This is a genomic window from Argonema antarcticum A004/B2 (assembly GCF_023333585.1).
Taxonomy (GTDB): Bacteria; Cyanobacteriota; Cyanobacteriia; order Cyanobacteriales; family Aerosakkonemataceae; genus Argonema; species Argonema antarcticum.
In genome coordinates, this window is the sequence record NZ_JAIQZN010000025.1 from 34,985 (window position 1) to 48,887 (window position 13,903).

At 46.6% G+C, this 13,903-nt stretch carries 12 protein-coding genes and 1 pseudogene; 2 read left to right on the top strand and 11 right to left on the bottom strand.

Going from position 1 to position 13,903, the window contains the following annotated elements; all coding sequences use genetic code 11:
- From LAY57_RS13145 to hetZ, 7 genes are all read right to left on the bottom strand, one after another.
- Positions 1-621, bottom strand: a complete 621-nt coding sequence (locus LAY57_RS13145) for a hypothetical protein (RefSeq protein WP_249067222.1) — start codon at positions 619-621, stop codon at positions 1-3.
- Between the two features lie 67 nt (positions 622-688).
- Positions 689-1,933, bottom strand: a complete 1,245-nt coding sequence (gene csx2, locus LAY57_RS13150; protein WP_249067224.1) for a TIGR02221 family CRISPR-associated protein — start codon at positions 1,931-1,933, stop codon at positions 689-691.
- Positions 1,934-1,945: 12 nt separating this feature from the next.
- The gene (cas6, locus tag LAY57_RS36230) at positions 1,946-2,167 is read right to left on the bottom strand and encodes a CRISPR system precrRNA processing endoribonuclease RAMP protein Cas6 (RefSeq protein WP_338022403.1); all 222 of its coding nucleotides are present in this window, start codon (positions 2,165-2,167) and stop codon (positions 1,946-1,948) included.
- A 17-nt stretch (positions 2,168-2,184) separates the two neighbouring features.
- Positions 2,185-2,478 (bottom strand): hypothetical protein, encoded by a 294-nt coding sequence (locus LAY57_RS13155; RefSeq protein ID WP_249067227.1) that lies wholly within the window; start codon positions 2,476-2,478, stop codon positions 2,185-2,187.
- 73 nt (positions 2,479-2,551) lie between these two features.
- The gene (locus LAY57_RS13160; protein WP_249067229.1) at positions 2,552-4,912 is read right to left on the bottom strand and encodes a transglutaminaseTgpA domain-containing protein; all 2,361 of its coding nucleotides are present in this window, start codon (positions 4,910-4,912) and stop codon (positions 2,552-2,554) included.
- Between the two features lie 104 nt (positions 4,913-5,016).
- Positions 5,017-6,114, bottom strand: coding sequence for a hypothetical protein (locus tag LAY57_RS13165; protein WP_249067231.1), 1,098 nt, complete (start codon positions 6,112-6,114; stop codon positions 5,017-5,019).
- Positions 6,115-6,142: 28 nt separating this feature from the next.
- Positions 6,143-7,270 carry a heterocyst differentiation protein HetZ gene (gene hetZ, locus LAY57_RS13170; protein ID WP_249067233.1) on the bottom strand — a complete coding sequence of 376 codons (1,128 nt, stop codon included), beginning with the start codon at positions 7,268-7,270 and terminating at the stop codon, positions 6,143-6,145.
- A 51-nt stretch (positions 7,271-7,321) separates the two neighbouring features.
- On the opposite strand from hetZ, the gene LAY57_RS13175 reads away from it, so the two are divergent.
- Positions 7,322-7,810: a hypothetical protein gene (locus LAY57_RS13175; protein WP_249067235.1), complete on the top strand. Its 489-nt coding sequence runs from the start codon at positions 7,322-7,324 to the stop codon at positions 7,808-7,810.
- A gap of 132 nt (positions 7,811-7,942) precedes the next feature.
- On the opposite strand, the gene sds is transcribed toward LAY57_RS13175, so the two are convergent.
- On the bottom strand, positions 7,943-8,914 hold the full coding sequence (gene sds / locus LAY57_RS13180; RefSeq protein WP_249067236.1) for a solanesyl diphosphate synthase: 972 nt from the start codon (positions 8,912-8,914) through the stop codon (positions 7,943-7,945).
- Between the two features lie 1,231 nt (positions 8,915-10,145).
- Between sds and LAY57_RS13185 the strand changes: the two genes are divergently transcribed.
- On the top strand, positions 10,146-10,361 hold the full coding sequence (locus tag LAY57_RS13185) for a hypothetical protein (RefSeq protein WP_249067238.1): 216 nt from the start codon (positions 10,146-10,148) through the stop codon (positions 10,359-10,361).
- A 102-nt stretch (positions 10,362-10,463) separates the two neighbouring features.
- On the opposite strand, the gene murI is transcribed toward LAY57_RS13185, so the two are convergent.
- From murI to LAY57_RS36495, 3 genes and pseudogenes are all read right to left on the bottom strand, one after another.
- Positions 10,464-11,294 (bottom strand): glutamate racemase, encoded by an 831-nt coding sequence (murI, locus tag LAY57_RS13190; RefSeq protein WP_249067240.1) that lies wholly within the window; start codon positions 11,292-11,294, stop codon positions 10,464-10,466.
- Positions 11,295-11,383: 89 nt separating this feature from the next.
- Positions 11,384-13,135, bottom strand: a complete 1,752-nt coding sequence (locus LAY57_RS13195; RefSeq protein WP_249067241.1) for an N-acetylmuramoyl-L-alanine amidase — start codon at positions 13,133-13,135, stop codon at positions 11,384-11,386.
- A gap of 414 nt (positions 13,136-13,549) precedes the next feature.
- Positions 13,550-13,719, bottom strand: a pseudogene (locus LAY57_RS36495) (cation:proton antiporter); the annotation flags it as partial.
- Positions 13,720-13,903 lie beyond the last annotated feature (184 nt).

Sequence of the window (13,903 nt, forward strand, 5' to 3'; positions counted from 1 at the left end):
TTAAGCAGCCACCAGTTTGCCTAGCTGTAATTCGCACTGTTGGAAAATGTAGTTAACAGCAGCAAAGAGTTTATCCAGATCCTGAATGGTGTAAAGAGTAATATTTCGGGTAAAAACATCAGCTTCCAGCTTGCCAAATTGCCAGCGTTCACCATTGGAGACAATGCCAAATACAATTATCTCTAGTTCCTCATTAAGTCGTTGCGCGGCGACCATTTCTGCTAAACACTGTCCCCAACCTTCATCAAATTTATCTTGTTTTGCCTCAACCAAAAGTAAATAAGGTTTGTCAAATACCACTTTTCCCAAAGGCGATCGTTTAGCCAAGATATACTCAGGAAAACCCGACAGATTATTGTCATAAGTTAGTGACTGATGACTCCACAATATGAAGTTGCTACGATAGCACTTCCAAACTTCTTTCAGAACTGGATAAATCAAATTTTCACAGATGGCAAATTCCGAGTTATCAACTACACCATCCCGCATCATGGTTTGTAAGTCTTCTCGGAAGTAATCAGAAATACTAAACTCGGTTTCGACAATAAAATCAAATTCGGTGTAGGTAATCTGGAATTCTTTGACAACTGCACCGATACTTTTGTACCTGCTAAAAGACATATTTACCTCATGAACTGATTTACCTAAGTTTGGGGTTAAGAGAAGGGGCAATTCGCTAACCAAGCTACTAAACTGCAAATTTGGGAAATAGCCTTTCGAGGTTTTGAATTAACTGGGTTTTTACATATTTCTGTAATTCTGAAGCATCAGCAGAATCACGACGCATTTCTGCATGAGCAATATCATTGCGATAGTCGCGTAGCTCTAGCCAAATGACCGCAAGTAAGTCATCTGATGAACGAGCCGTAACTATAGTTAAATGGGGTTTTCTTATTCGTATTTTCCCTGTCGTATGGTTCAGTTCTTCTTCCATCCGTTCGCGCTTGGATCTATCCAGATAGTCATCAATTCCCTTAGTAACACACCACGCTGAAACTACCCATTCTCGCGCCAGTAGAATTGCCTGCGCTCCCAGTTCTTTCTTGACATACCAGCGCAGAAGTAAAAACTGTTTTTGCAAAGCAGATTGACTATTTTCTAACTTTTCTGGATCGGTCAGGGCAAACTGACCATAACTCTGCTGAATTTGTTCTGATAATAATTCAAAAGGCTTGGCAAAATAACCGACTTCTTTCGCTAGTTCTTCCGCCGGTATTTTCTGGAATTTCGCTGTTTCTTTTAAAACCCCCATAGAGCGAATTAATTCCAGCGAGCGCGAAATGTCTTGAATAGAATTACCTAATTTTTCTAGAAGCCTTGGTGGTCTAATTTGCCGACGATCCTGACTAGAAAAATCTTGTTGAATTGTCGATAGTAAATTGCCTAAACCGATGGAAGAACCAGTGGTAATGAATTGTTCTGTTGCTGTCAGCCAATCTAGTAACTTAATCGCTGGAGTTAGATCGAAAATTGGAGGTTCAGCAGGATTAGCCTCAAAAGCTCCGTAATATACTCCTTGAATTTCAACATTTCTAGCTTTTTGCAAAAAAGCTCCTGCTAGTAACACCAAAATAGGAATTGATCGAAAAGCATTGGTAATATCAAATAACACTTTAGCACCAGGCTCGACTTCCCCCACTACAGCATCAAAAATTTCCCAAACTTCTGTTTCTGACTTTCCCGATGGAATAGGAACATCTTTAAGAAAAACGCGCTCGCTCAAACGCTTGTTCAATTCCTCCCAATGTGCTTCCCGTGCTTCTGGAGTCAAAAATACTGATACTTTTTCAATCTTTTTACCCGGACTAACGAGTTCATACAATTCATAAAAAGCCTCGGCAACATAGGGCGTAGGTGTTTGTACCTGTTTTTTCTTCCAAGTGTAGGAGGCAGGGGAATATTTATTTTTACCCAGAAATGTCAAAAGTTGCATTGTTGCTTACCTTTAGTTAAGTAAATTTGTTTGCCCCATTCCCAATCTCGTTTTTACGCCAGTACCAGCAACCTGAGAATATTGTACTAGCAAATTCGCCACGTTCGCCAATAATGGGTCGGTATGGGGCAAAACTCTCAGCGTTACTTTGCCGATAAATCCGCTGACATATCCCTTTTGAATTGCAAAAGTAGTAGTGTGAATCTTATGATGGCTAAGTGCGATCGCAAGCAAGTACCATAACCTAATACTTATGACGAGCCTTGTCCTTGCTGACCAAATAAATATTCCAAAATGCGGTGATTCTCTGTTTGTAATCCTTTTACCTCAGCTTGTAAATCTCTAATTTCTCTTTTTATCTCCACAATCTCTGTTTGCTGTTGCGCCATAATCCGCAGCAATTGTAAATGTTCTTGCTGACTTTGAAGTTGGCTTTCACGGAAATCAGCCATGAGAGTGACTAGAGTATCTACACGCCCTGTAAGCTGCTCCATCGCTGTCTCTATTCGATCGATTCTCTCGCCGCCATTCGATGCGTTTGTCACGATCGTCTATCCTCTTATTATCCAAAAGTTTTATTCCTCTATTTTACTAGCGGTTAAGTACTTCTTAGGTTATTCAATTCCTCTGTCTTCCCATCTTCCTCAACTGCGACTTTCTCAAAACCTCCAATCTTCGCCGCAAATAACTCAAATCAGGAACCTCACCCCCATAACGCCACCTGACATAAGCTTGCGAAATTTCTTCAATCGCTTCCCCACGTTCATCAGCATATTGCTGACGCGACGCACTTGCATACTCAAATGGCGTCGAAGCTGGATGTTTTCGCCAACCTTTTTCTCCCAACCATCGCAGCATTTGCTGATAAATACCTTCCATTGGATGCAATTTATTCAGCCAGCGGTGATAGCGCCAATATTGCCAAGCATTCCAAGCTAACCAACCCAAGAAACTCAGCCCAATTGCTAATATCAAGACGGTAAATAAACCCGTCCATCCTTGATTAAACAAAGCAAAAAACCAAACTATAGCACCAAATATCCACCCAATAATTCCACCGAAGAAGTTATTCAGAAAATTATTGACTGGTGAAGGCAACCAACCCGCAATCCACTTCCAGAACTTTTCAATTGCCGTAAAAGTTTGGTTTTCTTCAATAGAGGGTGGTATCAATGGATGACCGGGAATCGGATCGAAAGCGAACCAACCGTATTTGGGGAAATACACCTCAGTCATCAAATAAGCATCGGTGTTCTTAACAACATACAAACCAGTAAAAGGATTGAATTCACCCGGTGCAAAACCACCGACTACTCTGGCTGGAATGCCGATCGATCGCAGCATGATCGTGTAGACAGTAGCGAAATGATCGGGGTAGCCGCCTGTAATTTTCTGATTCGGAGGACTGTTTTGATAGCCAAACAGGAAAGCTTCTACCAAATCTTCCTTATCCTTTAAAAAGGGCGGCAGTTTTTCTAGCTTGTAATTAGGATTCTGTTTCAAGTACTGAGCTATGTAGAGTGCTTTCTCGTAAGCAGAGACGATCGGTTTATTTGTCTTGGCTACCTTCTGGGCATTGGCTAAAATTTCTTCAGTACGTTGTTGCACTTTCTCCTTAATACCAGCAGGAATTTGCAGATAGTATTTCTGGATATTTTTGGAATATTTGGTGGAAGCTTTACTCAGAAGCGTGCGATCGCGGTAAGGTACGTCCGAAATCACCGTGTAAGTCAGCCCTTCAATTAATCCCGGTCCTCTGATACTACCCTCCGAATCCACCGCTACCTGCTGCGCTGGAAAGTAAAGATCTTTAGCATTTGCCATCGCTGGAATTAAGTTCGGTAACTCAGACACCACAGTGAAAGTCTGAACTATCTCTTGGATGCGATTGGCGGTTAAGGCTGGAGGTAAGATAAATTTATAAGACCAGCTGGGGCGATCGATACTAAAAGCTTGTTTATTGCGAGAAATCTCCCAACCCTGACCAGTGTAGCGATCGAACGCCAGCACTCGCCAAAATCCCTCAGCTTGCGATCGCACCCTCAGCACCACTTTCGGCTTCAGAAAGCCTCGCAGATTCTGGTTAATCTTCTCATTAAAACCATAATAAAAAGTATCATCCAGTTCGCCTGCCCCTTCTTCCTTGTTTTGTCCCCTACCAGTACCGCTACCTTCCTTACCGTTCCTGGCTCTATAACCCGGATTATTAACGTTGGTAGGATCTAGATTATCTGTAAACTGGATCGGAGAACTGACTGGAAACGTCCGCAGTTGATAACCCGGTACTCTCGGCAAAAACGCAAAAATAGTCAGCCCCAGCCCCACAACTACCAGCAACAAAAAACTCAAGCGTCGTAAAGGAAAAGGCAAAATTAATTTTGGCTTTTTCCCCCCTTCTCCCATTTCTGTTGCGGAACGTCTTCCAGTCGTTTCTCGCATTCCTAAGCGCGATCGATAGTCCAGCACCAAAACCGGGAGAGCGATCGTTAAAAACAGCAACAGCAGCGGTGCAAAAGCCATCGTCTGACTCAGGGTAGCCGCCACCCCCAACAGAATCAGCCCAATTACCATCGAATACCCCAAATCCTTGCGGCGGGGCAAATCGAAGCTGTGCAACACTTGCAGTTGAATTAATAATTCAGCTAAGACAAACCGAGTATCATTGAGAGAATCCCTCAGATTCGAGAGAAAATACGCCAACGCGCCCAGCATTCCGATCGCAATACAAAACTTCACCGGGATATTAGGCTTGCGGCGGCTATACCAACTCCACGCCGCACCCACAATACTCAACGGCACAGCCCAAAAGCTTATCTGCGTTTGGGCCGCCACATCCGTAGCGATAATTCCCACCACCACCAAAGCCTGTACCAGCACTCGCAGCCAGAGCGAATCTTCTACTTCTGGCACCGGCATCCTCTCCAACCGCTCCCGAAACTTCGCTAAAAGCGGCGTATTTCGCAGTTTGTCAAAAGTCATTTGTCAAAAGTTAGTGGTTATTTATCCTCGTTTTCCACTATCCCCTATCTATTAATCTAATCACCAATGACCAATGACTAATGACCAATGCCTAATGACTATAATTACTGACCGCTGACCAACACAGCAAAAATTAACGGTTTCTGACCCAATTGCTGAAACTTGACCTCTAAAGGGTAACTGCGATCGGGTTCCAAGTCAAACAACTCAACACTCAAGCAACCCAGATCGGGACGCTGGGTAGAGGCTAGAGCCTGACCCCCACGAAACTTCAAACTACCACCACAAGGAAATCGGCCTAAAATCCGTACAGATGTAATTAACTGCTTCTGGAGTTGATATTCCACCTCAAGCGTCAGCAAACCAGCAGTAGTGAGCCACTCTCGTTCCACCGTCAGCTGAGTTGGTGAAACAGCCACCGTCAGAGAGCGAATAATCTGCCTCCCCGCCAGCAACAACAATACCATTTGTTCTGCCAAGGTCGCCGCTTCGTAACTGCACGGAAACTTGGGCGTTTCTTGGAAACAGTCAACCGTATTCGCACTGTTACCAGCAGTCGGCATTAACACCTTGTCAGCAAACTTGTTCAGCATCTGGGAATGACCCGGAAATAAAGGCTCCACCGCACGCACTAATTTGGTCGTCTCGGTTCTTGAAGATTGCACCACCGCTTGACATCGGTCTAACAGTTGGGCAGAAATCTCTGGCGGGATGGATACTGGCAGCTTAAACTTTTGTAGCTCAGTCGTCCACAAATGCCTTTCCGGTATCGACTCTGGCTCTACCCTTGTAGGAACGTCGGGTTCGTAGTCAGAAATCTCTGTTTCCCACGGAAATAATGGTGGGTTCTTTTGGATCTCCGTCTTTAGCCGACGCTTAAGGATCGCCTGGAAACGGTCTTGCACGGCAGGAATGTCGCTTGGTTTCTGCGGGGTTTGACGCAAAACCTCCGAAGTAGAGGTGCGGTTGAGTGTAGCGTTCAATACTTCTGACTCCAGTAGATCGAAATCATCTAATTCCCAATCTTCTATATCACAATCGCCTAGCTCTGAGTTAACAAAATCCTCATTATGAGTTTCTGAATTAGAACTCTCCCTCCCGATCGAAGGATCTGAGCAGCAGTCCAGATCTGGTAAAACCAGATCTGTTTGCAGTAACCAGGCGAAGAATCTTTCAGGGAAGGCTTCTATGTCTCTGTTCATCAGTCCATGCACCCGATCCGGACACGAATTAATTGCGAAGATCCCAGGCTTTTTCTAGAAGCTTAAACCACTGCTTCTGAATTTGGGTAACTGTCCAACCTAAATTTCGTGCGATTTCTCGATCGGACAGTTTTCTTTGTTTCAACTCCAGTAAGCTCAGCTGCTGCGGCTCCAGACTCGCCACAAAAGCTTGCCATTCCTGGGGCGTCAAGCCCAGATTCCTTTCTAGGTCTGCTTCTAACCACTCATGCACCAGTTCCCACCGATGCAATAGAGCAAATCGAACTAAATGATATTTAAAACGCTGTTGCAAATAATCCCGCTGGCGCGGAGTCAAACCCATTATCGCTTCTATTTCTTGGGCGGTAAGGTCTTGCAGGCGTAAGGTGAAGTAGTTGGCGCAGTCCTCCTGCTGACGCTCTTGTAAGTAAGCCATCAACTCCTTAATCACTGACTGGCGCAGCGAATCTTCCTGATTAGGCGCTTCTTCTTGCGTCCCCATCACCTGGCGTACCTGCTGCACCAGCGCCTCATCCCAGTTAGCCTCTGATTCTGACGTCCCGCCTTCAGCAGCTTGTTCCATATCCACAGATGTTTCCGGCGGTTGCTTTTGCACAAACGCTTGTGCCCGCAAAACGATCAGCTGCTGGCTCCGGTTGTTGGAAAAGCGAATGCGTCGCTTGGCGTAACGCTCTGTAAAAGCCAAATATTCCGCCAATTCCAAAAGAGTCTGGGGACGATAAGTTGAACTTGTAGGTGCTAGCTGGGACATGGCTCCTTCTCGGCGAAAGGCACTCAAGACTTCTACATAAAATCCCTGTAGGAAATCTTCAATCAAGGTCAACCGATTTTGATAGATCGATGACGCTCCACGTGGTGTAATGTAACGATAGACAATTGCACTCAGCGTACTGTGTAATTCTACCCGTCCAGCTTTTGACCCCAGTTTGTAATAATTGAGGCACTGCTGTAAACGATGACGGGCGAGTTTTGTCGCCCAAGTTTCGACAGCGCCCAGCGCTTGGATGCGCGTACTTTCATTACAGATTCGAGTTACTTCTGTTGCTAAACGCGCTGCAACTTCGCGACAATTCAGCTCTGAAGCACGGGTAGACTGCTTAAGTTCGTTGAACAGCAGCTCAAAGATAGCCTCCACGCTAGCAGATCTCTCCCAAGCTCGTTGTTATTGGGCTAGTGAACGTGACCTATGAATTTAGATCGACAAATACAGGCTTTAATTGACAATGCACCTCAAGATGGGCATACGACCCAGGCGATCCAAGCAATCGGCCCAGCTCTCAAGCTCCTGGCTCAGCAATTGCGCCATTCCCAGTACTATATTCTGCAAACCTTGGAGCGGGATTGGGTCTTGACTACTTTAAGCAATCGCGCTAACCCCGGCGACCAAAAGCAAGTTATTTACGCTTTTTCAACTCTCCAAGATGTCACCGCCGATCCAAATTCCCTTAAAGATCCCCAGGTGCTAGCTCTCCCCATTCCTGTCACCCATATTTTGTTTCAAATGCTGGCTATGAAAGGGGTTTATAGTACTGTTTTCTTTGATACACCAGGAAATCTTTCATCGGGTACAGAATTGCGTCGGGAAGATTTACAAAATTTAATCGGGGCCCAATTGCAGCAAAATTACAAGGCACCCCGAAATACCAATAGACATCTGCCTTCCGATATAGCCTGAAAAAGTGCTGAGTGCTGAGTACTGAGTGCTGAGTATCAAAGCAAAGATTCTTCTGTCAAACGAAATACTAATAAAGAAAAATGGAGAATTTCCACTCAGCACTCGGCACTCAGCACTCGGCACTCAGCACTTTTAATACAGCCGACTCAAAACGTAGTCAGCCATGTCGATCAAGGCTTGACGGTACTCTGAGGTTGGTAGATCGGCAAGATATTCAACGGCGCTTCGAGCTTCTCGCGTAGCCAATTCACGGGCACACTCAATGCCCATGCCTTCATCGATCAATGCGATCGCTTGCTCCAAATCCCCAGCTTTAGAGAACTCCCGCTCGATCAGCACCTCCAAAAAAGGTTTTTCTTCCAAGGCAAATATTACTGGCGCAGTCAGATTGCCACTTTTGAGATCCGAACCAGCCGGTTTGCCCAAAACTTCCGTAGAACCCGTAAAGTCCAAAATATCATCCACAACTTGGAACGCCAGACCGATATGACGCCCATAGCGATATAAATTTTCCGCCATTTCAGCAGAAACCCCACTTAAGCAACCAGCCGCCTTAGCACTGTTGGCGATCAGCGAGGCAGTTTTGTAGTAACTTTTTTGCAGATAAGCCTCGATCGATAAACTCGTCTCGAAGCGATTCAGCCCTTGCTGAATCTCCCCTGCGGCCAAATCCATAATTACCTCAGATAGGAGTTTGACCACCTCTAAGTTATCCAGGTTGGCTAAGTACCAAGAAGATTGAGCAAACAGAAAATCCCCTGCTAGCACGGCGATGCGGTTGCCAAACAAGCTATGCACCGTGGACACCCCACGCCGCACCTCTGATTCGTCCACCACATCATCATGCACCAGGCTAGCAGTATGTATCATTTCCGTAATCTCCGCCAACCGCCGATGACGGGGAGTTATCTCCCCATCTAGCATTGTCGCCCGCGAAATCAGGAGGACAATAGCAGGTCTCAGCCGCTTTCCCCCCGCTCCAAACAGGTGTTCTGCTGCGGCAGACAGGATAGGGTGACGCTTACCAACTAGCTGTTTCAAGTTCTCCGACAGCAAACGCAGGTCTGTTTCAACAGGCGAAAAGAGTGAGGTAGTTGAGGTCATGGATCTGCCGGTTTAGGCGTGATAGTTACAGAAATCTAGCAAGAAAATCCACTCGATCTATACTGTGGGATGGATGGCAAGCACTGTACCCTGCCTACACACGATATGGACATATGCACCAGTTGGATACATAAGCGATGTAGATTTGCGTACTTTTGCCAAAAGTCTTACCCATTTTTAGCGGTGGATTGTCAAGAAATTTAACATATTCTGTCCTCATTTTAAGCGAAGCCTCTCGCAGATGGAATAAGACTAGGTACAATTAGCCAGTTTCCGATCTTGGAATATCCGCTCTTTGGGGCAGTAGGTATATCAAGCAGGTGGATGAGCAATTGTCCCCCTCTACTCGATCGCTGATGAACAAGGTCTTTTACAATTGTGTAGAATTTTTAAGCATTTTTCCAAATATGCTCCAAAAGGCAGGAACCTTGTGATAGTCTATATAATAAGGATTTAAAAAAATTCAACAAAACACGGCAAGATTCTGCCACCATAGCCTCAAGCTATATAGGCGAAAAATGCCAAAACAGAGTATAACGACAGCGCCTAGAAGCGAAAACCTTGCTTGACAAGGAAGACTGTATCCGCGAACAGATTCGCAGTCTGATGCGGAGCCCGTTTTGTCCGCGATACAGACTCTTAAGGTTGCTATCTGGGAAGTGGATAAAGCCACGCTTGGGTGGTATTGCCAAATTGTCAGCCCACTCTGACTTAGAGATGGGTTATGTATAGCCTGCGCGTAGCGCATAGCTGAAGCCATTTCCTGAAAAGGATTCGGAGTTGAGGCTCAGGGTAAATACAAGTCACGACTGCATCCTTCCTAGCGGTAAGTAGTCCGTAGCTGACATCATAGCTCCAAAGCAACCGATAGTTGCTATATTTTCAGTGACCAGAGATTGACATTTTTCACTTCTAAGGTTCATGGTTCATTGCAATTAACAATGAGCGATGAACAAGCTCTGGTATTAAATTTTATCTAGCCCGCCGTTATACCCCCGCGATACCGCTAAGTACCGATGGGCAGTCGGAAACTAAAGCCTCTGGAGAGAACGACAAGAGTTTGGTTGGGGAAACCCAATTAAGTAAGCCGACTCGTAGAAAGAGGAACCCTCTCATAAGGATATGAGAGAATCCCCCGCTATATTCGGTACTCCTCTTTTAGCGGTGGGATGATGTCAATACACCAGTGCATATATTTGGAGGCGGTAATGTCTCCATACTTTCTGTTCCTATGACAGCCGTCAGAGCGACTGGTTTCCTCGTGCGTGCTGACAAAAAGTTATTAGTATCAAATTTTACGTTCCTCTGCTTTACTCCTAAGTGCATTATGGTTTACCGCGATATGCCCCTGATGATTCCCCTTATAGCGACTGGTTATTTACTAGCCATTTATGTCTTGTTGATCCTCGCTCAACGGTCAGGAGCTTGGCGACGCCCGGAGGGTTAACTCAGGTTAACCAACAGCAAGCCTGACCTTGTTTATCTTGACTGCCGTTATACCCCCGCTGTATCAGGTAATCCGAACTAGCGGTGGGATGATGTCAATAGCTCATTCTAATGATTCTAGCGGCACTTGCTGGAATGGAACAGATACGGGTAAGCACACTTGCTCGACAAGTGGCGTACAACCGAGCCACTGTACTGACAATTGAGCAAACCGATCTGGGTCTCCACTGACGCAAAAGCGTGTAGGCTGTGGCGGACTTGTACTCCTGAGTCCTAAAAGATCGAGTTCTTGAGCTGCTGCGGCTGCCACGTGGACTGCGGGATCGACTGTACGTATCGATCGCGGTAAAATGGCACGCAACACTGGTGCCAGATGGGGATAGTGGGTACAGCCGTAAATCAATGTATCAATTTGCTGCTGTAATAAAGGAGCTAAGTATTCCTTCGCCACCTCATAGGTGTAAACGTCGTTAATGCGGTTTTGCTCAATTAGGGGCACGAATGCGGGACAACCGACTTGCCAGACTTGGACAGTTGAATCGATTTCCTGGATAGCGTGACGGTAAGCATTACTGGCGGCGGTGGCGGGGGTGGCAATCACGCCAATCCGCTTGCCGATGCTTACGGCGGCACGAGCGCCGGGAAGGATCACCCCTAAGATGGGGACATTGAACTCCGACCTTACCATCTCTAGCGCCAAAGCAGAACTGGTATTGCAAGCGACAATTACCATTTTGACGCCTTGGAGCGTCATCCAATGGAGAATCTCGCGCACGAACTGCAAAATTTCTGCCCCGGAACGGTTGCCGTAGGGCAATCGTGCTGTGTCGCCAAAATAAAGTATGGATTCATTAGGCAATTGTCGGTAGAGTTCTCTCAAGACGGTGAGACCGCCGACGCCGCTGTCAAAGACTCCTATTGTATCAGTGGTCATTTGTCCTTTATGAGTGATCGGTTGTGCTTTTTCGGTAGAGCCTTTTGGTTTTCGGTCAAAAGTTCAGTAGTTATTCACCAATGACTTGATTAGTAATTTTGCTGAAGGTATTGGAGAATACCACGGGCGATCGCAGCTGCCATTTGTCTTTGATAAGCTGAGGTAGCCAGTCTGGGGGCATCCTCCGCTCCTGTGACAAAGCCAACTTCTACTAAAACCGCAGGCATGGGATTATTTCTCAGGACATAAAATCTGGCCTGTCGCACCCGACGGTCTGGGAGGCCAATGCTTTGGAGGATGCTGTTGTGGATAGTTCGGGCCAGACGTTCGCTTTCGCTACTTCCGTAGTAATAGGTTTCCAGTCCGTTAATGTCGGGGCGAGTCATATCGATCGCATTCGCATGGATGCTGACGAATAAGTCGGCATTCACTCGTCTGGCAATCTGTACCCTGGGTGCGAGGTCAACGAAATAGTCATCATCCCGCGTCATCACGACCTGAATATTCTGCTGCTGGAGCAGCCTCTCCACCTCTCGTCCGATCGGCAGGATAACATCCTTTTCTCGCAGCCCCCCAATCCCTATTGCTCCCGAATCCTTGCCACCGTGTCCCACATCTACGACCACCACAATCCGGGCATTCGGATTGCGGGATGGCAGGGGTCTGGGATAATCCGTGACTGAACCGGGCACAGGATCGGTACGGCTGGGTGGGGGAACCGAAATTTCCCTTGAGCCTCTTAACGGTAGGGCTAAGAGTTGAGGTGAAGGCTGATTGATGTCCCCAATCTGGACGCCAGAAGCGGGTAGTACCAGAAGTACGACCGTAGAAGGGTCTACCTGACGCATCCGCAGCCGTAATACGGGACTGTTTGCATTTGACTGCGGTTCCCTGACTCGATCGGCAAGTTTAGCTGAAGGAATGGTAATGCGGTAAGCGCCAGAGGATTGGTCCCAGCCGCTAGTGTAAGTAAAAGGCTGGTTTGCTCTGATTAAAAGCTGATTGCCACTCACTTCGACTGACTGAATTGTAGCCAGTCGATCGTCATTATTGCGATCGGTTGCTGAATCCTGTCCCAGGGCTGGTAACACCACAATTCCACCCAAATTGCTAACCCTCGCCTGCCAATCAGGGCTATCTTTCGACACTTGCAACGTCAGGCGGGCTAGAGGCGGTGTTGTTTGGACTTGGGTCAACTCAATCCTGCTGACTCCGTTGCGATTAACTGATAAGTCTTTTAAGGTCAATTGGGGAGATAAAGCAGAGCCTTCGAGGTCGATATCAATCGTGCGATCGCTAGAACGCCGCACGTTGACCCCTGGGTTTGGCCCGCTGGTGCGGATAAAAAACCCATCGGGCGTCACCTGTACATCCTCGATTTGGGTTAGCGAAGCAGAACCCCCTGTCGCAACATCTAGAGAGGCAGCAGTGTTGCTTCCTTGGTCATCCGCTCTCGTAGGTGTTGGCAATTGCACCAGCCACTGTCTGGGAGAAATTCCCTGAAATCTAACCTGCTGTGGGTCTAGCGTATAACCGGGGTTTAATTCAATCACCAGGCGAGTGGTTTGGGAGTCTAACTGCCCCACCCGGAACTCTCGGAGTGCCCCCCTCAGTTGCTGATTTACCGTCGAACGGACGAAAGCAGTACCGGGTAGATCGATTACCAAGCGAGTTGGATTGAAAAGCAATTGCGCTTTCGGTTGAACGCCGCTGTCAGTGGTAAAGACTAGCCGATTTCGATCGGCATCGAAACGCCAAGATTGCAGTCTACCCGCAAACGCTGGAGATGACAGCAGAAATAGGCTCAAAACAGTACTGGGTAGTAGCCAGTGAAATTTCACTATAGTTTCTCCTGATTTTCGTCGCCCAGCAGCATAATTTTTATCGGCTGGTAAGGATTCTACTTTGAGTCACAGGTCTGGATCTGAGTACCCGTGCTTATAAGTACACAGTTTGAGGCTGCGTTGAACAATACCACAACTTACCTCTGCACGCGCTGCCCAGCACAAGTCAATCGATGAGAGGATTCTTGGATTTTGGATAATGGAATTGACCCCACAGATGAATCCGGCTGGCTCTAAAACCCTTTAAGTTCAACAGACCGCTATTATTGCGATCGCACCTTCCTCACACCGACACTGTTGATACACCCCACGCTGCTGGGAGCCTATTACCCGAAGCCCGATCTACAAATGGGCAATGACTGAGCATAAAACTTTTTTTCAGATCAGCAATTACGCTATCCGGATCTAAGTACTCCTGAGTCCACTTGCCGAACCAACCCCTGCAAACACGAGTCCGACTTCGCTTCGTCGAATCCCCACACCTAGAGCCAAACGGTTGATTTGAGGTTGACCAAATACCGTCCAGCAGTGACAACCTTAGCAATAATAGCGATCGCAATCAAGAAGATTGCTTGCATCAACCATTGGTTCCGCACAAATCATAAGTTTCTTAACAAACTCAAGTCTCAAGTCTATTTTTGGGTTGTTGTGCTTCCAAACGATATGGGATATAAGGAGGGTTGAATCAACAAAACGAAAATAATATTCCCAAATAGGAGTATAAAAATTAACAGTGTTTTGATGATTTCCAAGTAATATTACGGA